Source organism: Nocardioides sp. zg-1228, assembly GCF_017086465.1.
Taxonomy (GTDB): Bacteria; Actinomycetota; Actinomycetes; order Propionibacteriales; family Nocardioidaceae; genus Nocardioides.
The window spans coordinates 786,101-808,166 of record NZ_CP070961.1 but is presented as its reverse complement, the minus strand read 5'-3'; the positions used below and the strand labels follow the sequence as shown (position 1 = coordinate 808,166).

26 protein-coding genes are annotated in these 22,066 nt (G+C 70.3%); 2 read left to right on the top strand and 24 right to left on the bottom strand.

Going from position 1 to position 22,066, the window contains the following annotated elements:
* Window positions 1-20: 20 nt before the first annotated feature.
* A complete protein-coding gene (locus JX575_RS03900) occupies window positions 21-6,278 on the bottom strand; it encodes an Ig-like domain-containing protein (RefSeq protein WP_186342447.1) in 6,258 nt (2,085 codons plus the stop codon).
* 176 nt (window positions 6,279-6,454) lie between these two features.
* On the opposite strand from JX575_RS03900, the gene JX575_RS03895 reads away from it, so the two are divergent.
* Together JX575_RS03895 and JX575_RS03890 are read left to right on the top strand one after the other, a co-directional pair.
* Window positions 6,455-7,621: an FHA domain-containing protein gene (locus tag JX575_RS03895; protein ID WP_186342448.1), complete on the top strand. Its 1,167-nt coding sequence runs from the start codon at window positions 6,455-6,457 to the stop codon at window positions 7,619-7,621.
* A complete protein-coding gene (locus JX575_RS03890) occupies window positions 7,618-9,057 on the top strand; it encodes a serine/threonine-protein kinase (protein ID WP_186342449.1) in 1,440 nt (479 codons plus the stop codon). The genes JX575_RS03895 and JX575_RS03890 overlap by 4 nt, the downstream gene beginning before the upstream one ends.
* Window positions 9,058-9,084: 27 nt before the next feature.
* Here JX575_RS03890 and JX575_RS03885 read toward each other — a convergent pair whose 3' ends face one another.
* From JX575_RS03885 to rplD, 23 genes are all read right to left on the bottom strand, one after another.
* Entirely contained in the window at window positions 9,085-10,116 is a 1,032-nt protein-coding gene (locus JX575_RS03885) for a TerC family protein (RefSeq protein WP_186342450.1), read from the bottom strand.
* Window positions 10,117-10,322: 206 nt separating this feature from the next.
* Complete coding sequence (gene map / locus JX575_RS03880; protein WP_186342451.1) at window positions 10,323-11,147, bottom strand: type I methionyl aminopeptidase; 825 nt, start codon at window positions 11,145-11,147, stop codon at window positions 10,323-10,325.
* A gap of 15 nt (window positions 11,148-11,162) precedes the next feature.
* Entirely contained in the window at window positions 11,163-11,738 is a 576-nt protein-coding gene (locus tag JX575_RS03875; RefSeq protein ID WP_186342452.1) for an adenylate kinase, read from the bottom strand.
* Complete coding sequence (gene secY, locus JX575_RS03870) at window positions 11,739-13,034, bottom strand: preprotein translocase subunit SecY (RefSeq protein WP_186342453.1); 1,296 nt, start codon at window positions 13,032-13,034, stop codon at window positions 11,739-11,741.
* A gap of 190 nt (window positions 13,035-13,224) precedes the next feature.
* Window positions 13,225-13,665, bottom strand: coding sequence for a 50S ribosomal protein L15 (rplO, locus tag JX575_RS03865; RefSeq protein ID WP_186342454.1), 441 nt, complete (start codon window positions 13,663-13,665; stop codon window positions 13,225-13,227).
* Between the two features lies 1 nt (window position 13,666).
* Window positions 13,667-13,849, bottom strand: a complete 183-nt coding sequence (gene rpmD, locus JX575_RS03860; protein WP_056599717.1) for a 50S ribosomal protein L30 — start codon at window positions 13,847-13,849, stop codon at window positions 13,667-13,669.
* Window positions 13,849-14,463, bottom strand: coding sequence for a 30S ribosomal protein S5 (gene rpsE / locus JX575_RS03855; RefSeq protein ID WP_186342455.1), 615 nt, complete (start codon window positions 14,461-14,463; stop codon window positions 13,849-13,851). Before rpsE ends, rpmD begins: the two co-directional genes overlap by 1 nt.
* 40 nt (window positions 14,464-14,503) lie before the next feature.
* On the bottom strand, window positions 14,504-14,887 hold the full coding sequence (rplR, locus tag JX575_RS03850; RefSeq protein ID WP_186342456.1) for a 50S ribosomal protein L18: 384 nt from the start codon (window positions 14,885-14,887) through the stop codon (window positions 14,504-14,506).
* A 1-nt stretch (window position 14,888) separates the two neighbouring features.
* Entirely contained in the window at window positions 14,889-15,431 is a 543-nt protein-coding gene (gene rplF / locus JX575_RS03845) for a 50S ribosomal protein L6 (protein WP_186342457.1), read from the bottom strand.
* A gap of 34 nt (window positions 15,432-15,465) precedes the next feature.
* Complete coding sequence (gene rpsH, locus JX575_RS03840) at window positions 15,466-15,885, bottom strand: 30S ribosomal protein S8 (RefSeq protein ID WP_135838853.1); 420 nt, start codon at window positions 15,883-15,885, stop codon at window positions 15,466-15,468.
* Window positions 15,886-15,954: 69 nt separating this feature from the next.
* Window positions 15,955-16,140 carry a type Z 30S ribosomal protein S14 gene (locus JX575_RS03835; RefSeq protein ID WP_011757321.1) on the bottom strand — a complete coding sequence of 62 codons (186 nt, stop codon included), beginning with the start codon at window positions 16,138-16,140 and terminating at the stop codon, window positions 15,955-15,957.
* Between the two features lies 1 nt (window position 16,141).
* The gene (gene rplE / locus JX575_RS03830; protein ID WP_186342458.1) at window positions 16,142-16,708 is read right to left on the bottom strand and encodes a 50S ribosomal protein L5; all 567 of its coding nucleotides are present in this window, start codon (window positions 16,706-16,708) and stop codon (window positions 16,142-16,144) included.
* Between the two features lies 1 nt (window position 16,709).
* Window positions 16,710-17,063, bottom strand: a complete 354-nt coding sequence (gene rplX, locus JX575_RS03825) for a 50S ribosomal protein L24 (protein WP_222129775.1) — start codon at window positions 17,061-17,063, stop codon at window positions 16,710-16,712.
* A 3-nt stretch (window positions 17,064-17,066) separates the two neighbouring features.
* Window positions 17,067-17,435 carry a 50S ribosomal protein L14 gene (gene rplN / locus JX575_RS03820; RefSeq protein WP_056599693.1) on the bottom strand — a complete coding sequence of 123 codons (369 nt, stop codon included), beginning with the start codon at window positions 17,433-17,435 and terminating at the stop codon, window positions 17,067-17,069.
* 103 nt (window positions 17,436-17,538) lie between these two features.
* Window positions 17,539-17,820, bottom strand: a complete 282-nt coding sequence (rpsQ, locus tag JX575_RS03815) for a 30S ribosomal protein S17 (RefSeq protein ID WP_186342460.1) — start codon at window positions 17,818-17,820, stop codon at window positions 17,539-17,541.
* Window positions 17,817-18,059 (bottom strand): 50S ribosomal protein L29, encoded by a 243-nt coding sequence (gene rpmC, locus JX575_RS03810; RefSeq protein ID WP_206054509.1) that lies wholly within the window; start codon window positions 18,057-18,059, stop codon window positions 17,817-17,819. The genes rpsQ and rpmC overlap by 4 nt, the downstream gene beginning before the upstream one ends.
* Entirely contained in the window at window positions 18,059-18,478 is a 420-nt protein-coding gene (gene rplP, locus JX575_RS03805; protein ID WP_186342461.1) for a 50S ribosomal protein L16, read from the bottom strand. The genes rpmC and rplP overlap by 1 nt, the downstream gene beginning before the upstream one ends.
* A 4-nt stretch (window positions 18,479-18,482) precedes the next feature.
* Complete coding sequence (gene rpsC, locus JX575_RS03800; RefSeq protein WP_186342462.1) at window positions 18,483-19,301, bottom strand: 30S ribosomal protein S3; 819 nt, start codon at window positions 19,299-19,301, stop codon at window positions 18,483-18,485.
* Window positions 19,301-19,744, bottom strand: coding sequence for a 50S ribosomal protein L22 (gene rplV, locus JX575_RS03795; RefSeq protein WP_186342463.1), 444 nt, complete (start codon window positions 19,742-19,744; stop codon window positions 19,301-19,303). The genes rpsC and rplV overlap by 1 nt, the downstream gene beginning before the upstream one ends.
* Window positions 19,741-20,022 carry a 30S ribosomal protein S19 gene (rpsS, locus tag JX575_RS03790; RefSeq protein WP_090969263.1) on the bottom strand — a complete coding sequence of 94 codons (282 nt, stop codon included), beginning with the start codon at window positions 20,020-20,022 and terminating at the stop codon, window positions 19,741-19,743. Before rpsS ends, rplV begins: the two co-directional genes overlap by 4 nt.
* 5 nt (window positions 20,023-20,027) lie before the next feature.
* Entirely contained in the window at window positions 20,028-20,864 is an 837-nt protein-coding gene (rplB, locus tag JX575_RS03785) for a 50S ribosomal protein L2 (protein ID WP_186342464.1), read from the bottom strand.
* A gap of 24 nt (window positions 20,865-20,888) precedes the next feature.
* The gene (gene rplW / locus JX575_RS03780; protein ID WP_186342465.1) at window positions 20,889-21,194 is read right to left on the bottom strand and encodes a 50S ribosomal protein L23; all 306 of its coding nucleotides are present in this window, start codon (window positions 21,192-21,194) and stop codon (window positions 20,889-20,891) included.
* A complete protein-coding gene (rplD, locus tag JX575_RS03775) occupies window positions 21,191-22,066 on the bottom strand; it encodes a 50S ribosomal protein L4 (RefSeq protein ID WP_186342466.1) in 876 nt (291 codons plus the stop codon). Before rplD ends, rplW begins: the two co-directional genes overlap by 4 nt.

Sequence of the window (22,066 nt, the reverse complement as noted above, 5' to 3'; positions counted from 1 at the left end):
GGGCTGCCGGCACGTGCCGGTCAGTCGTTGTTGATGTCCCAGTAGACCGTGGCGGAATTGGCCTGGTAGCCCGTGCTGTCGGTGCACGTGATCGAGATGGTGCCGCCTGCGGAGTACCAGCCTGTCTGGGACCCGCCGGGGAGGTTCTGGTTGTACCACTCCGAGCCGTCGTTGCCCGTCCCCTGGATCGAGCAGCGGTAGTTCTCCTCGAACCCGGAGGTCGCGAGCCGTAGGAAGCTGCAGCTGTTCACGAGGCACGGCGCCTGGGAGTTGCTGCTCCTGCAGGGGTTCGTCGTCTGCGGACCGTCGCCGCACCTGTCGCCCCGAGTGAGGCTCACCACCGGTGGCGGCGGGTTGCCGGACGTGGCGGTGTTGTCGCCCACGTCCTGCCCGCGCCCGGGCTTGGAGGGGTCGTACACCGCGACGCTGATCCGGATGTTCTGGCGGTAGCGGTCGGTGGTGAATGTCTTGGTCTGGAGGCTGAACTGACCGGTTCCGGGTGGCTGCAGGATCGTGACGTCACCTGCCACCTCGTACCGCACGGCGACGGGTGAGCCGTTGGCGGTTCCGGTGATCACCCAGTAGACGTCCTTGCCGTTCACCACCGACCTGACGTCCCCGAGCGCGTCGCCGAGCGGGCCGTAGCTCTGCGCAGGCTTCGCCCCGCTCAGGGTGCACCCCGCCGGCGCGTTCTCGTTGCACACCCTCAGCTCGACGCTGTACGGCTGCTCGTTGCTCGGCAGGCTGACCTTGGTGGTCACCGTCCCGGTGGCGTTGGCCAGCGGCTTCGCGACCGCGCCACCGACCAGGACGTCGACGTTGCTGACACTCCCGCGCGCGTCAGGCACGGTGAAGGAGAGCTGGACCTCCTGGCTCGTGCCAGTGGCCGTGACCGACCAGTCACTCCAGCCCGCCGGACGTCCGACGACCTCGATCGAGGTGCCTGCGCTCGGCTGGGAGCGCTTCGCGGGCTCGTCGCCGGGCTGGTTGGCGGCGACGACGGTGTAGGTGTAGGTGCGACCGTCGTACGGCACGCCGGAGTGGGTGCAGGTCAGCGACGCGAGACGCTGGCAGCCGGGAACGGTCCCCGAGGTCACGCCGTTGTCGTAGCCGACGGTGTAGACCGTGGGGCCCGGACCCTCGGGCAGCACGGCCTGCCAACCGATCCGGATGTTGGTCTGGTTGGCGCCGGCCTCCAGGTCGGTCACTGCCGGGGCCGCGGGTGCCGGCGGCGTCCCGAGCGGCTGCATCTCGCCCGACGTGCGCGGGAGGGAGTAGCCCACCTGGTTCTGGGCCTTGATGGTGAAGTCGTAGCGCTGGTTGTTGTCGAGCCCGACGGCGGTGTAGGACGTCCTGCTGCCCGGTACGACGTCCTGTCCGCCGCGCCAGGTGATGGTGTAGTCGAGGATCCGGGAGGTGTCGGTGGCCGGCTTGTCCCACGCCACCGTGATCTGGCCGTCGCCACGGCTCGCCATCCGGATGTTCTGGACCCGGCCCGGCTGGGTGTCGGCCCGCGCCGAGCGCGACACGTCGCTCCACTCGCTCGACCCCACCCGGTTGACCGCCTGGGCACGGAAGCTGTAGTTGCCGCCGGTCTTGAGCTTGCGGAAGACGCACTCGTTGGTGTCGCACCGCTGCCGGGTGCCCGTCTTCTCCTCACGCACCCAGTAGTGGAGGATCGGCGCCCCGCCGTCGTCGCCCGGAGGGGCCCATCCCATCTTGATGGTGCCCACCTCGTCGGACAGCGGGTAGGGCCGCGGCTCACCGGGTGCCTCGGGCACGCCGACGACCTTGAACTGGATGCGTCCCTGCGCCCGGCGGTTCGCCGGCGGGTCGGACGTGGCGACGTCGCTCACCACGAGGTCGAAGGCCGCATCGGCGCCCCGGGCGTCCTGCGCGGCGCGCAACGTCAGGCGACTGCCGTCGACGCTGGCCTTCACCGCGGAGTTGCCCGTGCTCCGCACCGACACGACCTGCGGCTGGGGGTCGGCCACCCCCGCCTCGAGGTAGGAGCCGATGTCGTAGGTGCGGGTCTGGCCGGCCTCCATGGTCTCGACCCGGATGGGCAGCAGCCGCGGCGGCGGCGCCTGGGCCAGCCGGAAGCGCACCTCCTGGACGTTGCTGTCGCCGGCACGCACGGCCAGGACGGCATCGCCACCCTCGGTGGCCGCATCGGAGGCGGTGACCGCGACGATCGACCCCTGGGGGCTGGCGACCTCCACCCCGTCGAGTCCCTGGCTCCACTCCGCACTGAACTCGAGGGAGGCGGCGTCTCGCGGATCGACGGTGAAGACCTTGCAGTAGCTCGCGATGTCGAGCTCGTAGCGCTGACCGGCCGACATCGGGATCGCGCTCGTCGGGCACTCGAGCGAGGGGGTGTCGTCGCCGACGAGCACCGGGATGGACAGCACGGCCGTGACCCCGTCCTGGGTCGTGGACGTGTCCTCGTTGCCGCCGGCGCCGGTGGCCGTGGTGACCTCCACGAGGACCGAGCCCGGCCCGCGGAAGCCGGCCGGCGCCGACAGGGTGAAGCGGTTGTCGCCGTCGGGTCCGACACTCAGGGCACTGGGCGAGGCGGAGTAGGAGCGCCGGCCGGACGCGAGCCGCACCTGCCTGCCGTCGGGCGCCGCGATGTAGTCGGAGATCCGGCCCGTCGTGCTCTCACCCGAATCGAGCTCGATGAGGGCGTCGGGCAGGACGTAGGGAAGTTGGTCGCCGGTGGGCGGGATGTAGACGGCCGCGGCCGCGACCGCGCCGTCGGCGTCCCGCACCTGGAAGGGCAGCACCTTGGGCGCCGGGCCCCGGTCGGCGCGCACCTGCACCCCGTCGATCACGCGCGCCGAGGGGTCGCCGGTGACGTCGACGAGCTCGAGGTCGTCGACCGACCCGTCGGGGTCGTAGGCGCCCTCGAGGACGTCGACCACGACGCTCTCGCTCTCGTCGGCGCGCCCGAACGCGTCGTAGACGACCGGCGGGTTGTCGTAGTCGTCGGCAGTGTTCAGGGTCATCGTCGAGCGCGACTCGTCGATGCCGTTGGTGACCCGGTAGACGAGCACCGTCGGCGGCGCGGTCGCCGAGCCGGGCGCGGGCACCGTCACCAGGTTGGTGTCCGGGTCCAGGCGTGCGCCCTGGGGACCGTCGAGGATCTCGATCTCCACGGAGTCGCCCGAGGCGATGAAGTCGTTGGCCAGCGGGTCGAACGTCGCCGTGCGGCCGGGCTCGACGGTGAGCCGGTCCTCGACGGCGAGCGGCGGCTGGGGCTGACCGGGCTCGACCACGGCCACCCGGACCGTCCCGGTCGCGAAGGCGCCCTGGGAGTCGACGACGGAGTAGGTGAACTCGTCGGTGCCGACCGTGCGCGGGTAGGCCTGATACTCCAGGAAGTTGCCGCCCACGCCCTCGATCCGACCCAGCCGCGGGGCCGACGTGATGCCGGTGACCGTGACGGGGTCCCCGTTGCGGTCGACCCCGACGCCGGGCACGCGGACCTTGACCACGTCGCCGGAGACGACGCGGCCCTCCAGGGTCGGGGGCTCCGGCGCGTCGTTGGCCTCGTCCGCGGGCACGACGGTCACCTTCAGCACCCCGTCGGCGCGCTTGCCCTCCAGGTTCTGTGCCACGTAGGTGACGCTGTAGGTGTCGCGCTCCTCGACCGTCTCCGGCGCGACGTAGCGCACGACCCGGCCCGACACGAACGCGCGCCCCACGTCGCCCGTGACGTCGATGGGCGCGACGACGGCGAGCTCGCCGGGGGTGCCGGTGCTCGCGAGGTCGTTGAGCAGGGTCAGCCGGTCGCCGGCGGGCGAGACGTCGTTGTCGAGCACGGGCACCGCGACGGCCGCACCGGCACGCACCACGACCTTGTCGCTGACGGTGATCGGCGTGTTGTCCGCCGGGGCGGGACGCTGGGTGAGCACCACTTCGCCGCGCACGCCCGAGCTGGCACCGTTGCTGATCGTGTAGGAGACGGTCTGGGTGGTCGGGGCGAGCACCGGCTGCACCGCGGAGATCCGCAGCCAGCGTCCGTCGATGATCGCCACGTCGAGCTGTTCGTCGAGGTCGGCGGTCGCGCGCTGCACCACGAGCAGGCCGCCGCCCGGGTCGAGGTCGTTGGCCAGCACGTCGACGATGCCGGGGGCCTGGCCGTAGACGGTGAGGGTGTCCGGCATCGCCACCGGGTCGGCCGAGCGCTTGGGGCGCGCCTTGACGTCGACGCGGATCATGCCCTGGTCGAGCGGCGCGTTGCCGAAGCCGGCGTCATAGCTGAGGAAGTAGGTGCCGGCGCGCTCGCCGGTGAACGTCAGCTGGCCGGCGTCGAGGTCGGAGACGATCTTGGCGTTGGGCTGCTGCGGCACCTTGCCGCCGAGCGAGAGCTCGGCGTCGGGGGCGTTGGGGTCGGATCCGGGCAGGTCGTTGAGCAGCGGCCTGATCTTGATCGGCTTGCCGACCTCGCCGCGTACGACGTCGGGCTCGGCCTGCGGCGCATAGGACTTCTGGTCCTTCGGCGCCTGCACCTGGAAGCTCATCGACTTCCTGACCGGGGCGGAGCGGCCGTCGGTGACCGCGAACTCCACCCGCACCAGCTGTGGGCCATCCGCGGGGCCGCTCGGGGCCGTGAAGCGGATCCGGCCGTCGGCCGTGGTGCGCGCGGCCGCTCCGGACTGGTCCCCGCCGACCGCCCGCGCCGAGTCGAGGAGCAGCGTGTCGCCGTCGCGGTCGTCACGCCAGTCGGCGACGACCGGGACCGCGAGCTCGCCGCCGTGCGGCACCTTGTAGGTCGGCTTGGTCCACCCCGCGCGCACGGCCGGCGGCTCGTTCTGCTGGGCGCCGCGCACCTCGATGTCGACGGTGGCGTGTGCGGACAGGCCGTTGCGGCCGTCGTCGATGAAGTAGTCGAACCGCGCCGGCCGGGCGTCCTCGGGCATCTGCAGCACGAGGGTCTGGCCGTCCGGGCTGATCTCGACGCGAGCGCCGCCGGAGGGCTGGTCGACGTCGACGATGCTCAGCAGCCGTCCGGCGGGCGCGGAGTCGTTGTCGAGCGGGTGCAGCACGGTGGTGCGCCCGGCGCGCACGCCGTAGGAGTCCGGCTTGGCGCGCGGGGGGCGCCGGTCGGCCTCGGCCTGGTTCTCGTTCTCCTCGTCGTCGTCCTTGTTCTTCTTCTTGGAGGTGAACGCCTCCCAGTTGTCGATGCGGATCGGCTTGTCCTGCTGGACGTCCCACACCGTGCCGCTGTTGGCATCGTTGAGCACGATCTCGCCCCGGTTGACCCGGAACGCCAGGCTGGTGGCGTTGCCACCGAGGTCGTCCTCCTTGACCTCGGCGGAGCCGCACTGGACCGCGACGGCGCCGAGGCCGCCGGACCAGGCGCCGTAGACGCACGCGCCGAGGCGGACCGGCTCGGCGGGGGCTCCCGACCTGCCCGAGACCGTGGTGACGTCCCCGGAGTCGAGGTCGACGCTCAGCAGTCCCTCGGGCGCGCCCACCAGCACCGTGCCGTGGGCAGGACCGGCCTGCTGCAGCCGGCTGCCCGGCGGGACGGGCACGGTGGCGCCGCCGACGACGCTGAGGACCCCGGCGTCGGCGTCGAGGGTCACGACGCGCTCGCCCACGGTGGTGACCTCCGACACCTGGCCGGCATCGCCGGGGAGGTCGGTGGTGCGGGGCTTGCGGAAGGTCGCGTCGGTGGGCGACAGGGCCGTGAGGGTGCCCTCCTCGGTCGAGGTCACCACCACCGTGCCGCCCTGGCTGACGGCCAGGGCGGCGCCCTCCCCGGTCTCGGCCACCGGCTCGGCCTGCCGGTCGACGGCGCTCACCAGCGGCTTGCCGAGGTGGTCGTCGTAGCGCACGGCCCACACCTCGCCGGTCTCGGCGTCGACGGTGGCCAGGGTGCCGCCCGCCATCGCGACGTCGCCCGTCGCGGGCACCGCGGCGGAGCCGCCGTCCTGGGCCTCCAGCCTGCTGGTCTCGATCGCCTGGCCGCGACTGGTGCCGGCATCCAGGGTGACGACCGCGGCGCCGTCCTGCACCACGTCGAGGCGGGCCTTGCCGTTGTCGCCGGGCACGACGCCGTCGAGCTGGTTGATCGGCTTGTTGAGCCGACCCGACCAGCCCAGCTTGCCGTTGACGACCCACACGCCGCCGTCGTTGAGCTCGGCCTCGTGCGCCTTGTAGCCGTCGGCGGTCACGGCGTAGACGACGACGGCGGTGACGGTGATCGCCAGAGCGACACCTGAGGCGATGCCCGCCCGGTGTCGACGCAGAGCGCCCCCACGTGCCACGTCGGTCCCCCCTCGGCCCCACGAATCGGAGGTGCGCCCGCCGCGATCCCCCAGAGGAGGGTAAGTATGCCTTCGGGGTTCGACAAGTTTACGAGAAGTCCAGACCATGTGCGCGGGACTGGCGTGATGGGTGATGATGGCGCCGTGGGGGTGCGCGAGGGGAGCCGAGGTTGATCGTGGAAGCGCGGTACGCCAGTGGGACCGGCGTGCTCGTCGGGCGGGGGGCGCACTGGGTGCTGCTCACCGACCCCGGTGACGAGCAGGTGCTCCAGGACATCTGGGACGCGCTGTCGCCGACCGCACCGTCGGGCCCGAGCGTCGCGGAGCGGGTGCTGGCCATCGCGGAGAGCGCCTTTGCGGGCGACCCGCCCGCCCTGGCCCTCGCCGACTTCACCTCGGGTGCCTCGAGCACCCTGTCGCGCGGCTCCGGCCACGTACGCCTCGCCGGCCCCTCCCGCGTGCTGGGCATCGACCGAGGCGCCGATCCCGACGGCCTCGCGCCCACCCGACGCCTCGTGGGCGGGGTCGTGGCCGCCGACCGCGTCGAGCTCACGCCGGTCTCGACCCGCACCGCTCCCGCGCCGCGTGCCGACGTGGGCGACCCGCCGGCCGCGGCCGAGGCCCTCATCGACGGGATCCCCGCCGACATCCTCGCCGCCAAGGGACCCGACGGACCGCCGCCGCGCACCCGCGTACGCCGCCCCGTCGAGGACACCGGCTCCCTGGCCGACACCTCCGAGCCCGATCCCCTCGTCATGCAGCGGATCGAGGAGGGCGCGCACACCACGATCCGGCCCGCGCCCGGCCCCGCCGGGGCGTCCGACGACCACGACGGGTCGACGACGCTGCGCCCCTCGCACCTGGCGCACGGCACGGTCCCGACCGTGCTGGCGGTGAGCTGCCCGCTGGGCCACCTCACTCCGCCGGCCGCGCCGCAGTGCCGGGTCTGCCACCAGCGCGTCGCCCCGCAGCAGCCCCGTCGCGTCGACCGCCCGCCGCTGGGCGGGCTGCGGCTCCCGACCGGCGAGGTGGTGCCGCTCGACCGCGGCGTGATCCTGGGCCGCAAGCCCGCGCCGCCCGAGGGCAGCACCGACTGGCCCCACCTCGTCCATCTGCCCTCCGACCACTCCTTCGTCTCGCGCCGCCACCTGCAGATCGAGCTCGACGGCTGGGACGTCGTCGCCCGCGACCTCGAGAGCCGCGGGGGCACCACCGTCGCGCTGCCGGGCCGCGACCCCGAGCGGATGCGTCCCGGCGACGCCTACGTCCTCGAGCCCGGCAGCGTCCTCGACCTGGCGCACGTCTACAGCGTGCGCTTCGAGTCGGGGGCGGTCGCCCGGTGAGCGCCCCCACCATCCCGGGGTTCGCGTTCGTCGAGCACCTGGGCAGCGGCGGATTCGCCGACGTCTTCCTCTACGAGCAGCAGTGGCCGCGGCAGCGGGTCGCGGTCAAGGTGGTGCGCCCCGACGTGCCGCTGACCGACCGGGAGAAGTACCTCTTCACCGCCGAGGCCAACGCGATGGCGCGCCTGGCCGACCACCCCTACATCGTCTCGGTGATCACCGCCGGGGTGACGGCCGAGGGCGGCCGTCCGTTCCTGGTGATGCGCTACTGCCCGCCGCCCGACCTGGGCGTGCGGGTGCGCGCCAACCCGATGGCGCCCGTCGACGCTGTCTCCACCGGGATCAAGCTGGCGAGTGCCATCGAGACCGCCCACCGCTCGGGCATCCTGCACCGCGACATCAAGCCGAGCAACGTGCTGGTCACCAGCTATCACGAGCCGGCCCTGACCGACTTCGGCATCGCCGGGCACATCGCCGACGTCGAGGGCGACAACGACGTCCGCATCTCCTATCCCTGGTCCCCGCCGGAGCTGCTCGACGGGCGCTCCAACGGCTCGGTCGCCTCCGACGTCTACTCGCTCGGCGCCACCATCTGGCACCTGCTGGTGGGACGCTCGCCGTTCTCGATACCGTCGGGCGACAACTCCACGCGGGCGCTCAGCGCCCGCATCCTGCACGCCCCCGCGCCGGCCACCCAGCGCCCCGACGTCCCGCCGGCGCTCGACCGGCTCCTGCAGCAGTGCCTGGCCAAGCGCCCCGACCACCGGCCCTCAAGTGCGCTCGAGCTCGCCCGGGCCCTGCAGCGGATCGAGGCGGCCGCCGGCTGGCCCCGCACGCCTGTGGCCGTCGAGGGCGACCGCCCGGACTCGTCCGTGAGCACCGCACCGGCCGTCGGGGCCGCTGGCGGGGCAGTGGGCTACGCCGGGGACACCGACGACGCCACGGCGATGAAGCCGGTCACCGTGATCTCGGCGAGCGGCCCGCGGCGCATCGCCGCGCAGGTCCCCGCGCCCGTGAGCGACGACCAGGACGAGCAGCGCGGCCGCGTGCCCGCACTGGTGTGGGCCGGCGCCGGGGCGGCGGTCCTCGCGGTGGTGCTCGCCCTCCTCGTGTTCGGAGGCGACGACCGTGGGGAGGACCCCGGGGTGGTGGTGCCGACCGCGTCACAGACGCCCGCCGACGTGGTGCCCGACGTGATCACCGAGGCCGTCACCCTCAACGGCACCCGCACACCTCGCGGCGTGCTGTTCGAGTGGCGCCCGCCGGTGCCGGTGGAGCCGGGCGACTCGTTCGGCTGGCACCGCGACGACACCGACGAGTACGGCACCACCACCCGCAGGCGGCTGCTGGTCCGCACCGACGACCCGGTGTGCCTCGACGTGCGGATGACCCGCGGGTCGGACAACTCGCCCAGTGCGAGCGCCTGCGTGTCCTGACCCGCGGGTCGCGCCGTCAGGCCGCGGTCAGTCGTCCTCCCAGTCGCGGCGCGGGCCGGTGGCCGCGTCCTGCTCCTGGGCCGACATCCGGCTCGAGGCCCACAGCGACACGACCGCGGTGATCGCCAGCGTGGCCACGATGACCACCAGGGAGAGCCAGATCGGGATCTCCAGCCAGGCGTAGTCGAGGTGCTCGCCACCGTTGATGAACGGCAGCTCGTTCTCGTGGAGCGCGTGGAAGAACAGCTTCACGCCGATGAAGGCCAGCAGGAACGCCAGGCCGTAGGACAGGTAGATAAGGCGCTGGAGCAGGCCGCCGATCAGGAAGTAGAGCTGGCGCAGGCCCATCAGCGCGAAGATGTTGGCCGTGAGCACCAGGTAGGGCTCCTTGGTGATGCCGAAGATGGCCGGGATCGAGTCGAGCGCGAACAGCAGGTCGGTCGTGCCGAGGGTGATGATCACGATGAGCATCGGCGTGATCATCTTCTTCGCGCCCTCCCCGCTCACGACCAGCTTCCGGCCGTGCCACTCCGAGGTCGCGGGGAAGCGACGCTCGACGAACGCGACGAGCTTGTTCTCCTCGAACTCGTCGTCCTCGTCCTCCGAGCCCTCCTTGGCCAGCTTGACCGCCGTGTAGACCAGGAAGAGGCCGAAGAGGTAGAAGACCCAGCTGAAGTTGTTGATGGCCGCGGCGCCGACGGCGATGAAGACCGCCCGCATGGCCAGGGCCATCACGATGCCGATCATCAGGGCGTACTGCTGGAGCTCACGCGGCACCGCGAACTTGGCCATGATGATGATGAAGATGAAGAGGTTGTCGATGGAGAGCGAGTACTCCACCAGCCAGCCGGAGTAGAACTCGAGGGCCGGCGTGCCGCCTGATGTGTACCAGACGCCGAGGCCGAAGAGGATGGCCAGGCCGACGTAGATCGACAGGTAGGTCGCGCACTCCTTCATGCTCGGCTCGTGCGGCCGGCGGCCGACCACGGCGAGGTCGAAGGTGAAGATCGCGAGGGTCACCACGCCAGTGGCGATCCAGACCCAGGTGGGTACGTCCACGCTGCTTGCTCCTAGGGATGAGGCGAGATCGGGGTCCGCGCACGGCACGGACGCCAGAGGTCTCTTCCGCCCGCCCGACCGGGCGGACCAGTGGCACCGGGCGCCGCTCGCGCGGACGCCGTACTGACGACACCACTACCAGGGAATACTCCCCTCCAACCGCGTCAGTCTGTCACGCCCGTCACGGTGGGCACGAACCCCAGGGGTCAGCGTCCGCCGAATGGGACGCCGAGCGCCGCGAGCCGCTCGCGGCCCCCGTCGACCGCGGTGAGCACCCAGGCCCCCTCGGGGGTCACGGTGAACGTGTGCTCGAAGTGGGCGGCGTAGGAGCCGTCGACCGTCGAGACGGTCCACTCGTCCGCGTGGAGGTCGGTGTGCTTGCTGCCGAGGGTCACCATCGGCTCGACCGCGAGCGCCAGGCCCTCCACGATCGACGGACCGCGGCCGCGGCGCCCGACGTTGGGCACGTTGGGCGCCATGTGCATCTCGGTGCCGATGCCGTGGCCGGTGTAGTCCTCGAGGATGCCGTAGCGGCCCTGGGCGCGCACGTAGGACTCGACGGCGTGGCTGATGTCGGAGACCCGCCCGCCGAGCCGCGCGGCGGCCATCCCGCGCCAGAGCGACTCCTCGGTCACGCGCAGCAGCTCGGCCACGTCGTCGGCCACCTCGCCCACGGGGACCGTGACGGCGGCGTCGCCGTGCCAGCCGGCGACGATCGCCCCGCAGTCGATCGAGATCACGTCGCCGTCGGCGAGCGTGCGCGGCCCGGGGATGCCGTGCACGACCTCGTCGTTGACGGACGCGCAGATCGTCGCCGGGAAGGGCGGGTGGCTGTAGCCCTTGAACGACGGCACGCCGCCGTGGTCGCGGATGTGGGCCTCGGCGAGGGTGTCGAGCTCGAGCGTCGTCACCCCGGGCCGGACCGCCGAGCGCAGCAGCTCGAGCGTCTCCCCCACCAGCAGCCCGGCGACCCGCATGAGGTCGATCTGCTCAGGGGTCTTGATCTCGATCCCGCGATCGCGGAAGCCCATGGGTGCGCCCGACCGTCAGCTCTGCGGGACGACGTCGAGGGCGCCGAAGATGCGCTCGGTGACCTCGTCGACCTCGCCCATCCCGTCGACCTCGACCAGGAGGCCGCGCTCGCGGTAGACCTCGATCAGCGGCTCGGTCTGCTCGGCATAGAGCTCCTGGCGGCGCCGGATTACGTCCTCGGTGTCGTCGGTGCGACCGTCGGTCACCGCGCGGTTGAGGAGCCGCTGGACGAGCTCCTCCGCGTCGACCGTCAGCACCACGACCGCGTCGAGCCGGTGACCGGTGAAGGCGATCATCTCGTCGAGCTCGCCCACCTGGGCCAGGGTGCGGGGGTAGCCGTCGAGCAGGAAGCCCGGCGCGGCGTCGTCCTCGCCGATGCGGTTGCGCACCATCAGGTTGGTGACCTCGTCGGGGACGTACTCGCCGGCGTCCATGTAGCGCTTGGCCTCGACGCCGAGGGGCGTGCCCTGCGTGACGTTGGCCCGGAAGATGTCGCCGGTCGAGATCGCCGGGATGCCGAAGTGGTCGGCCACGAAGCGGGCCTGGGTGCCTTTTCCGGCTCCCGGGGGGCCCATCAGGATGAGTCTCATCTACTTCAGGAATCCTTCGTAGTTGCGCTGCTGGAGCTGGCTCTCGATCTGCTTCACGGTGTCGAGCGCGACACCGACCATGATCAGGATCGACGTGCCGCCGAACGGGAAGTTCTGGTTGGCCTGGATCATCGCGAACGCGACGAGCGGGACCAACGAGATCAGGCCCAGGTAGAGCGCTCCAGGGAACGTGATGCGGGACAGGACGTAGGACAGGTAGTCCTCGGTCGGCTTGCCCGCCCGGATCCCGGGGATGAAGCCGCCGTACTTCTTCATGTTGTCCGCCACCTCGACAGGGTTGAAGGTGATCGAGACGTAGAAGTACGTGAAGAAGATGATCAGCAGGAAGTAGGTCGCCATGTACAGCGGGTGGTCGCCGTTGACGAAGTAGGTCCCGATGAAGTCGAGCACGGGGTTCTGGCTCTCGGGGTTGAACTGCACCGCCATCGCCGGCAGGTAGAGCAGCGAGGAGGCGAAGATGACCGGGATGATGCCGGCCTGGTTGACCTTGAGCGGGATGTAGGTCGAGTTGCCGCCGAACATCTTGCGCCCGACCATCCGGCGGGCGTACTGCACCGGGATGCGGCGCTGGGCCTGCTCGATGAAGATGACGCCCGCGACCAGCACGAGGCCGATGACCATGACGATGGCGAACGTGACCCAGCCCTGCGAGGTCTGCACGCCCCACAGCGCGGCCGGGAAGGTCGCGACGACCTGGGTGAAGATGAGGATCGACATGCCGTTGCCGATGCCGCGGTCGGTGATGAGCTCGCCGAGCCACATGATCACGGCGGTGCCGGCGGTCATGGTGATGACCATGACGAGGAACGTGGCGGTGCCGTCGTCGTGGAGCAGGTCGCGCGTGCAGCCCTGCAGCAGGGCGCCGTTGCGCGCGAGGGCGACGATGCCGGTCGCCTGGAGGACGGCGAGGCCCAGGGTGAGGTAGCGCGTGTACTGGGTGATCTTCGTCTGCCCGGCCTGCCCCTCCTTCTTCAGCGCCTCGAGCCGTGGGATCACCACGACGAGCAGCTGCAGGATGATGGAGGCCGTGATGTACGGCATGATCCCCAGCGCGAAGATGGTGAGCTGGAGCAGCGCACCGCCCGAGAAGAGGTTGATCAGGCTGTAGAGGCCGCCCTCCTCCAGCTGGCTGATGCACGCCTGCACGTTGGCGACGTGCACACCGGGGGTGGGCACCTGGGAGCCGAGCCGGAAGATCGTGATGACCAGCAGGACGAAGAGCAGCTTGCGCCGCAGGTCCGGAGTCCGGAAAGCGTTGGCGAACGCGCCTAGCACTGGTTCCTCTTTCGTATGGGTGCCCGGCCGGGGTCGGCGGGCGGACGAGACACCCTCGCCGTCGTACGGCGGAGGGCCCGGGGAAGCCTAACAGCCGGGGTGCGACCCGCTTCCCCGCTCAACGACGAAGGCCCGGCCGACAGTTCCCACTGTGCGGCCAGGCCTTCACCGGATGAGCGAGATCGTGACCTCAGGCCACGGTCACGGAGCCGCCGGCGGCCTCGATCTTCTCCTTGGCGGAGCTCGAGAACGCGTCGGCGCTGACCTGGACGGCGACGGAGATGTCGCCCTGGCCCAGGACCTTGACGGGCTGGTTCTTGCGAACGGCGCCCTTGGCGACCAGGTCCTCGACGGTCACGGTGCCGCCGTCGGGGAACAGCTCGCCGAGGCGGTCGAGGTTGACGACCTGGAACTCCACGCGGAAGGGGTTCTTGAAGCCCTTCAGCTTGGGCAGGCGCATGTGGATCGGCATCTGGCCACCCTCGAAGGCGGACGGCACCTGGTAGCGCGCCTTGGTGCCCTTGGTGCCGCGGCCCGCGGTCTTTCCCTTGGAGCCCTCACCGCGACCCACACGGGTCTTGGCGGTCTTGGCGCCCGGAGCGGGACGCAAGTGGTGCAGCTTGAGCGTCATGTCACTCCACCTCCTCGAACGTCACCAGGTGACGGACAGTGTTGATCATGCCCCGGATCTCCGGGCGGTCTTCCTTCACGACGACGTCGCCGATCCGCTTGAGACCGAGCGAGCGCAGCGTCTCGCGCTGGTTGGCCTTGAGGCCGACCAGCCCGCGCTTCTGCTGGACCTTGAGCTGTGCCATCAGGCCGACACCTCCGCAGCGCCCTCGGCGCGCGCCTTGAGCAGCGCGGCCGGGGTGACGTCCTCGACCCGCATGCCGCGGCGAGCAGCCACGGCCTCGGGCTCCTCGAGCATCCGCAGCGCCTCGACGGTCGCGTGGACGATGTTGATCTGGTTGGACGAGCCGAGCGACTTGCTCAGCACGTCGTGGATGCCGGCGCACTCGAGGACCGCACGCACCGGGCCACCGGCGATGACGCCGGTACCGGGGGCGGCGGGACGCAGCAGGACGACGCCCGCAGCCTTCTCGCCCTGCACCGGGTGCGGGATCGTGCCCTGGATGCGGGGGACCTTGAAGAAGTGCTTCTTGGCCTCCTCGACACCCTTGGCGATCGCCGCGGGGACTTCCTTCGCCTTGCCGTAGCCGACGCCGACCAGACCTTCACCGTCGCCGACGATCACGAGGGCGGTGAAGCTGAAGCGACGACCACCCTTCACGACCTTGGCGACTCGGTTGATCGCCACGACGCGCTCGATGTAGGCGGTCTTGTCAGCCTGGTTGCGACCGTTGTCGCGTCCGCGACGGTCACCAGACTGGCGCTCGCCACCGCGCTGTCCGCGCTGGGCTCCGCTCATGAGACTTGCTCCTTAATCGTCATTCTTGGGTGTCGGGCGATCAGAACTGGAGGCCGCCCTCACGGGCGGCGTCGGCCAGGGCCGCGATGCGGCCGTGGTACTTGTTGCCGGCGCGGTCGAAGACCACGTCGTCGATGCCTGCCGCCTTCGCCCGGTCGGCCACCAGCGCGCCGACCTTCTTGGCCTGGTCGGTCTTGTCGCCGCCCGCGTTGCGGACGTCGGCCTCCATCGACGAGGCGTAGGCCAGCGTCGCACCGGCGAGGTCGTCGACGACCTGCACGGTGATGTGACGCGCCGAGCGGGTCACGACCAGGCGCGGACGCTCGGTCGTGCCGTGGATCCGCTTGCGCCCGCGCGCCTGGCGGCGCAGACGGGCACGAACGCGCGGAGCGGTGTGCTTGTTGTTGGACAGCGAGATCGCCATGTCACTTACCGGCCTTTCCGACCTTGCGGCGGATGTGCTCGCCGGCGTAGCGCACGCCCTTGCCCTTGTAGGGCTCGGGCTTGCGGAGCTTGCGGATCTTGGCCGCAACCTCTCCGACGAGCTGCTTGTCGATGCCGACGACACCGAGCTTGGTCGGGCCCTCGACGGTGAAGGTGATGCCCTCAGGGGCGTCGAAGATGATCGGGTGCGAGTAGCCGAGCTGGAACTCGAGCTGCGTCGGCCCCTTGGGCAGGACGCGGTAGCCCACGCCCACGATCTCGAGCTTCTTCTCGTAGCCGTCGGTCACGCCCACGACCATGTTGTGGATCAGCGTGCGGGTGAGGCCGTGGAGCGAGCGGCTGTTGCGCTCGTCGTCGGGACGCTGCACCTCGAGGATGCCGTCCTCGCCCTTGGCGACCGTGATCGGCGACGCGATGGTGTGCGACAGGGTGCCCTTGGGGCCCTTGACGGTCACCAGCGAGTCGTCGATCGCGACGTCGACACCGGACGGGACCGCGATGGGGAGCTTGCCAATGCGCGACATGCTTCTCTCTCTTCCTGGTCTCAGATGGTCCGGGTCACCAGACGTAGGCGAGGACTTCGCCGCCCACGCCCTTCTGGTTCGCCTGGCGGTCGGTCAGCAGTCCCTGCGACGTCGAGATGATCGCGACACCGAGGCCCCCGAGGACCTTGGGCAGGTTGGTGCTCTTGGCGTAGACGCGCAGGCCGGGCTTGCTGATGCGGCGCACGCCCGCGATGGAGCGCTCCCGGTTGCGGCCGTACTTGAGGGTCACGGTCAGCGTCTTGCCCACGGCGGGCTCGCCCTCGGCGCTCACGTTGTCCGCGACGTCGTAGGAGGTGATGTAGCCCTCCTGCTTGAGGATCTCGGCGAGGCCGGCCTTCATCTTGCTGTAGGGCATCGACACCACGTCGTGGTACGCCTGGTTGGCGTTGCGCAGACGCGTGAGCATGTCTGCGATCGGGTCAGTCATCGTCATGATGGGGTTCTTTCTCGTCGTGGTTTCCCGCGGCTCGCGGCCTCGGGACCTTCAACGTGTGTGAGTGAATTACCAGGAGGACTTGGTGACGCCGGGGAGCTCGCCGCGGTGGGCCATCTCCCGCAGGCAGATCCGGCACAGGCCGAACTTGCGGTAGACGGCCTTCGGGCGGCCGCAGCGCTGGCAGCGGGTGTAGCCGCGGACAGCGAACTTCGGCTTGCGGGCGGCCTTGACCTTGAGCGCAGTCTTCGCCATGTCAGTTCTCCTTGAACGGGAAGCCGAGCTGCTTGAGCAGCGCGCGGCCCTCGTCGTCGTTGGTGGCGGTGGTCACGACGGTGATGTCCATGCCGCGGGACCGGTCGATCCTGTCCTGGTTGATCTCGTGGAACATGACCTGCTCGGTGAGACCGAAGGTGTAGTTGCCGCGCCCGTCGAACTGCTTGGGCGAGAGGCCGCGGAAGTCGCGGATGCGGGGCAGCGCCAGGGACAGCAGGCGGTCGAGGAACTCCCACATGCGGTCGCCGCGCAGCGTCACGTGGGCGCCGATCGGCATGCCCTCGCGCAGCTTGAACTGGGCGATCGACTTGCGGGCCTTGGTCACGGCCGGCTTCTGGCCGGTGATCGCGGTGAGGTCGCGGATCGCGCCCTCGATCAGCTTGGAGTCGCGAGCCGCCTCGCCGACGCCCATGTTGACCACGATCTTGGTCAGGCCGGGCACCTGCATGATGTTGGCGATCTCGAACTCCGAGCGCAGCGCGGGGACGATCTCCTCGCGGTAGCGCGCCTTGAGACGGGGAATCTCAGTGGTCTGGGTCTCGGCCATCTCAGATCTCCTTGCCGCTCTTGCGGGACACGCGGACCGAGCGCGACGCGGCGTAGGTCGAGCCGTCCGGACGACGCTTGGTGACCTCGTCGCGGCGGAAGCCGACCCGGGTGACGCCGTCGCCCTCGACGAGCATCACGTTGGAGACGTGGATGGGCGCCTCGCGCGTGATGATGCCGCCGGTGGTGTTGGTCTGCTGGACGGACTTGGTGTGGCGCTTGACGAGGTTGACACCCTCGACGATCACGCGGTCCTCCTCGCGGAGCACCGAGATGACCTTGCCCTGGGCACCCTTGTCCTTGCCGGCGATCACCTTGACGGTGTCGCCCTTCTTGATGTTCATGTGCTTACCCATCTCTCACAACACCTCCGGGGCGAGCGAGATGATCTTCATGAAGCGCTTCTCGCGCAGCTCGCGGCCGACGGGACCGAAGATGCGCGTGCCGCGCGGCTCACCGTCGTTCTTGAGGATGACGGCGGCGTTCTCGTCGAAACGGATGTAGGAACCGTCGGCGCGGCGACGCTCCTTGACGGTGCGCACGACCACGGCCTTGACGACGTCGCCCTTCTTGACGTTGCCACCGGGGATCGCGTCCTTGACGGTGGCGACGATGACGTCACCGATGCCGGCGTAGCGACGCCCAGAGCCACCGAGAACACGGATGCAGAGGATCTCCTTCGCACCGGTGTTGTCGGCGACCTTGAGTCGCGACTCCTGCTGGATCATTGATTTCTCCTGGTTGTCGAGCTGGTTCTCGCCCCCTCAGCGGGGAGCGAGCCTGGCCGAACTGATGTGTGGAAGATGTGGAGCTCGAGGCCGGGGCCTCAGGTCACTTGGCCTTCTCGAGGACCTCGACGAGGCGCCAGCGCTTGGTGGCCGAGAGCGGGCGGGTCTCCATGATCAGGACCCGGTCGCCGATGCCGCACTGGTTGGTCTCGTCGTGCGCCTTGAGACGCGAGGTCTTGCGCAGCACCTTGCCGTAGAGGGCGTGCTTCACGCGGTCCTCGACGGCGACGACGATGGTCTTGTCCATCTTGTCGCTCACGACGAGGCCCTCGCGGACCTTGCGCTGCTTGCGCTCAGCGGACTGGGTGGCAGTGTTCTCGCTCATGCCTTCGCCTCTTCGTTGGTGCCCGGGGTGGTGCGGATGCCGAGCTCGCGCTCGCGCACCACGGTGTAGATGCGGGCGATGTCCTTCTTGACCACGCGCAGCCGGCCGTTGCTCTCCAGCTGGCCGGTCGCGGCCTGGAACCGCAGGTTGAACAGCTCCTCCTTGGCCTCGCGCAGCTTGGCCTCGAGGGCGGTTGCGTCGAGCTCGTCGAGCTCGTGGGCGTTCAGCTTGGTAGCCATCAGAATTCACCGGCCTCACGGGAGATGAACCGGCACTTCATCGGGAGCTTGTGCATCGCGCGGCGCATGGCCTCGCGGGCAACGGTCTCGTCGACGCCGGAGAGTTCGAACATGACGCGGCCGGGCTTGACGTTGGCCACCCACCACTCGGGGGAGCCCTTGCCGGAGCCCATGCGGGTCTCGGCCGGCTTCTTGGTCAGCGGACGGTCCGGGTAGATGTTGATCCAGACCTTTCCGCCTCGCTTGATGTGGCGGGTCATGGCGATACGGGCCGACTCGATCTGCCGGTTGGTCACGTAGTGACCCTCGATCGCCTGGATGCCGAAGTCACCGAAGGCCAGCGTGGTGCCGCCCTTCGCGGCGCCACGACGCTTGGGGTGGTGCTGCTTGCGGTGCTTGACGCGACGGGGCATCAGCATGAGGTCAGGCCTCCTGTCCGGTGCTCGGTGCCGCCTCGGCGGCCGGGGCCGCAGACGTCTCGGCGGGGGCCTCGGCACGAGGGGCGCGGTCGCCGCGCGAGCCACGGCTCGGACGGTCGCCGCCACGGGTGTTGGGACGGCCACCGCGGCCGGGGGCACCGGCGCGGGCGGCCTGCTGGGCCTGGCGCTCGGCACGGGTGCCGGCGACCTCGCCCTTGTAGATCCACACCTTCACGCCGATGCGGCCGAAGGTGGTGCGGGCCTCGTAGAAGCCGTAGTCGATGTCGGCGCGGAGCGTGTGCAGGGGCACGCGGCCCTCGCGGTAGAACTCCGTGCGGGACATCTCGGCGCCGTTGAGGCGACCCGAGCACTGGATCCGGATGCCCTTGGCACCCGAGCGCATCGAGGTCTGCATCGCCTTGCGCATGGCACGACGGAACTGCACCCGGCCCGAGAGCTGCTCCGCGACGCCCTGGGCGACCAGCTGCGCGTCGACCTCGGGGTTCTTGACCTCGAGGATGTTGAGCTGCACCTGCTTGCCGGTGAGCTTCTCGAGCTCGCCGCGGATGCGGTCGGCCTCGGCGCCGCGGCGACCGATGACGATGCCCGGGCGGGCGGTGTGGATGTCGACGCGCACGCGGTCACGGGTGCGCTCGATCTCGACCTTGGAGATGCCGGCCCGCTCCATGCCCTTGGAGAGCAGCTTGCGGATGGCGACGTCCTCACCGACGTAGGACTTGTAGAGCTTGTCGGCGTACCAACGGCTCTTGTGGTCGGTGGAGATGCCCAGGCGGAAGCCGTTGGGGTTGATCTTCTGACCCATCAGGCACCCCTTCCGTTCTTGTTGGCGCGGCCGTTCTTCGTGGCCAGCACGTCGGCCGGCTGCACCGCGAGGGTGATGTGGCTGGTGCGCTTGTTGATGCGCGTGGCCCGGCCCTGGGCACGGGGACGCCAACGCTTCATCGTCGGGCCCTCGTCGACCATGGCGACGGAGAGCACGAGGTCGGCCCGGTTGAGGCCCTCGGTGGTCTCCGCGTTGGCGACGGCGCTCTCGAGCACCTTGTAGACGGTCTCGGAGGCGGCCTGCGGCGCGAACTGCAGCAGGGTCAGTGCCTCGTCGACCGGGAGGCCGCGGACCATGTCGACGACACGGCGGGCCTTCATCGGGGTGATCCGCACGTAGCGGGCGCTGGCGTACGCGCCCGGCTGGTCGCCGAGCAGCGACTCGCGGCGCGCGCTGGTGCGGCTGCGCTCGGTGGTGCTCATCGACGGCGTCCCTTCCGGTCTTCCTTGACGTGCCCGCGGTAGGTGCGGGTGGGGGCGAACTCCCCGAGCTTGTGGCCGACCATGGAGTCGGTCACGAAGACGGGGACGTGCTTGCGACCGTCGTGCACAGCGATGGTGTGACCGATCATGTCGGGCACGATCATCGACCGGCGCGACCAGGTCTTGATGACGTTGTGGCTGCCCTTCTCGTTCTCGGCGTCCACCTTCTTCTGAAGGTGGTCGTCGACGAAGGGGCCCTTCTTGAGGCTGCGAGGCATGTCGGTTACTTCCTACCCTTGCCGGACTTGCGACGACGGATGATCTGGGAGTCGCTGGCCTTGCGCTTGCGCGTGCGGCCCTCGGGCTTGCCCCAGGGGGAGACGGGGTGGCGTCCACCGGACGTCTTGCCCTCACCACCACCGTGCGGGTGGTCCACCGGGTTCATGACGACACCGCGGACGGTCGGGCGAACGCCCTTCCACCGCATGCGGCCGGCCTTGCCCCAGTTGATGTTGGACTGCTCGGCGTTGCCGACCTCGCCGATCGTGGCGCGGCAGCGCACGTCGACGAAGCGCATCTCGCCCGAGGGCATGCGCAGCGTGGCGCGGCTGCCCTCACGGGCGACCAGCTGGGCGGAGTTGCCGGCCGAGCGGGCGATCTTCGCGCCGCCGCCCGGACGCAGCTCCACGCAGTGGATGGTCGTGCCGACCGGGATGTTGCGCAGCGGCAGGTTGTTGCCGGGCTTGATGTCGGCGTTGGGGCCGGACTCCACGGGCGTGCCCTGCGCCAGGCCGCGCGGCGCGACGATGTAGCGCTTCTCGCCGTCGGCGTAGTGCAGCAGCGCGATGCGCGCGGTGCGGTTGGGGTCGTACTCGATGTGAGCGACCTTGGCCGGGACGCCGTCCTTGTCGTAGCGACGGAAGTCGATGATGCGGTAGGCGCGCTTGTGGCCGCCACCCTTGTGCCGGGTGGTGATGCGACCCTGGTTGTTGCGACCACCGTTCTTGGGCAGCGGGCGCGTCAGCGACTTCTCGGGCGTGGACCGGGTGATCTCGACGAAGTCGGCCACCGACGAGCCACGACGGCCCGGGGTGGTCGGCTTGTACTTGCGGATAGCCATATCAGTTCCTAGTCAGGAGCCCGGTCAGGAGACCGGACCTCCGAAGATGTCGATGCGGTGACCCTCGGCGAGGCTGACGATCGCACGCTTGGTGTTGGGCCGCTTGCCCAGGCCGTAGCGGGTGCGACGGGTCTTGCCCTGGCGGTTGATCGTGTTGACCGAGGTGACCTTGACGTCGAAGACCTTCTCGACCGCGATCTTGATCTCGGTCTTGTTGGCGTCCGGGTGGACGATGAAGGTGTACTTGTTGGCGTCGAGCAGGCCGTAGCTCTTCTCCGACACGACCGGGGCGATCAGGACGTCGCGGTGGTCCTTGTGCAGGGTGCTCACTTGTCGCTCTCCTTCTCCTCGGCGCGGGTCAGACCAGCGGCCTCGGCGTCCTCGACGGACTTGAACCAGAAGTCGCCGCCCGAGACGTCGTAGCCGGCGTCGCCCTCGACGAGGTAGCTGCCGGACTGCAGGCCCTGGACCTCGTAGCCCTTGGGGTTCTTGCCGCTCTTGAGCGGAGCCTTCGCGCCGGCCGGCAGGGCCGGCTCGTCGGCGGCCTGCTCGGTCGCGGCGGGCGCGGCCTGCTCGGTCTTCTCGGACTTCGTGGCCGGAGCAGCGGAGGCGCCACCCACGAAGACGTCGTAGGCACCCTTGGTGAAGACCACGTCGTCAGCGGCCAGCACGTCGTAGGTGTTGAGCTGGTCGACGGCGACGATGTGGACCTCGGGCGCGTTGCGCAGCGAGAGCCAGGTGATCGCGTCGGAACGCTCGAGCACCACGAGGTAGCCCACGCGGTCGGTCAGCGAGGTCAGCGCGGCCAGCGCGTCCTTGGTGGAGGGCTTGTCGCCCGACACCAGGCCGTCGACCACGTGGACGCGGTCGTTGCGGGCCCGGTCGGAGAGGGCGCCGCGCAGGGCGGCGGCCTTCATCTTCTTGGGGGTGCGCTGGTCGTAGCTGCGCGGCTGCGGGCCGTGGACCGTGCCACCGCCGGCGAACTGCGGGGCGCGGGTCGAGCCCTGGCGGGCGCGGCCGGTGCCCTTCTGCTTGTAGGGCTTGCGGCCACCGCCGCGGACCTCGCCGCGGGTCTTGGTGGAGTGCGAGCCCTGGCGCGCAGCGGCCTGCTGGGCCACGACGACCTGGTGGATCAGGGGGATGTTGACCTCGACGTCGAAGATCTCGGCGGGGAGGTCGACCTTGACGGTCTTGACAGCCAT

Bases quoted from the DNA above. Each gene is read 5' to 3' on its own strand.
- rplB (WP_186342464.1), bottom strand. From the start codon at position 20,864: ATGGCTATCCGCAAGTACAAGCCGACCACCCCGGGCCGTCGTGGCTCG.
- rpsS (WP_090969263.1), bottom strand. From the start codon at position 20,022: ATGCCTCGCAGCCTCAAGAAGGGCCCCTTCGTCGACGACCACCTTCAG.
- rplX (WP_222129775.1), bottom strand. From the start codon at position 17,063: ATGGGTAAGCACATGAACATCAAGAAGGGCGACACCGTCAAGGTGATC.
- rplD (WP_186342466.1), bottom strand. From the start codon at position 22,066: ATGGCTGTCAAGACCGTCAAGGTCGACCTCCCCGCCGAGATCTTCGAC.
- rpsQ (WP_186342460.1), bottom strand. From the start codon at position 17,820: ATGAGCGAGAACACTGCCACCCAGTCCGCTGAGCGCAAGCAGCGCAAG.
- rplV (WP_186342463.1), bottom strand. From the start codon at position 19,744: ATGAGCACCACCGAGCGCAGCCGCACCAGCGCGCGCCGCGAGTCGCTG.
- rpmD (WP_056599717.1), bottom strand. From the start codon at position 13,849: ATGGCACAGCTCAAGGTCCAGCAGAAGCGCGGGCTGGTCGGCCTCAAG.
- rplP (WP_186342461.1), bottom strand. From the start codon at position 18,478: ATGCTGATGCCCCGTCGCGTCAAGCACCGCAAGCAGCACCACCCCAAG.
- JX575_RS03875 (WP_186342452.1), bottom strand. From the start codon at position 11,738: ATGAGACTCATCCTGATGGGCCCCCCGGGAGCCGGAAAAGGCACCCAG.
- rplR (WP_186342456.1), bottom strand. From the start codon at position 14,887: ATGGCGATCTCGCTGTCCAACAACAAGCACACCGCTCCGCGCGTTCGT.
- rplO (WP_186342454.1), bottom strand. From the start codon at position 13,665: ATGACGCTCAAGCTGCACCACTTGCGTCCCGCTCCGGGCGCCAAGACC.
- rplN (WP_056599693.1), bottom strand. From the start codon at position 17,435: ATGATCCAGCAGGAGTCGCGACTCAAGGTCGCCGACAACACCGGTGCG.
- JX575_RS03835 (WP_011757321.1), bottom strand. From the start codon at position 16,140: ATGGCGAAGACTGCGCTCAAGGTCAAGGCCGCCCGCAAGCCGAAGTTC.
- rplE (WP_186342458.1), bottom strand. From the start codon at position 16,708: ATGGCCGAGACCCAGACCACTGAGATTCCCCGTCTCAAGGCGCGCTAC.
- rpsE (WP_186342455.1), bottom strand. From the start codon at position 14,463: ATGAGCGGAGCCCAGCGCGGACAGCGCGGTGGCGAGCGCCAGTCTGGT.
- rpsH (WP_135838853.1), bottom strand. From the start codon at position 15,885: ATGACGATGACTGACCCGATCGCAGACATGCTCACGCGTCTGCGCAAC.
- rpmC (WP_206054509.1), bottom strand. From the start codon at position 18,059: ATGGCTACCAAGCTGAACGCCCACGAGCTCGACGAGCTCGACGCAACC.
- rpsC (WP_186342462.1), bottom strand. From the start codon at position 19,301: ATGGGTCAGAAGATCAACCCCAACGGCTTCCGCCTGGGCATCTCCACC.
- rplF (WP_186342457.1), bottom strand. From the start codon at position 15,431: ATGTCGCGCATTGGCAAGCTCCCCATCGCGGTCCCGTCCGGTGTCGAC.
- map (WP_186342451.1), bottom strand. From the start codon at position 11,147: ATGGGCTTCCGCGATCGCGGGATCGAGATCAAGACCCCTGAGCAGATC.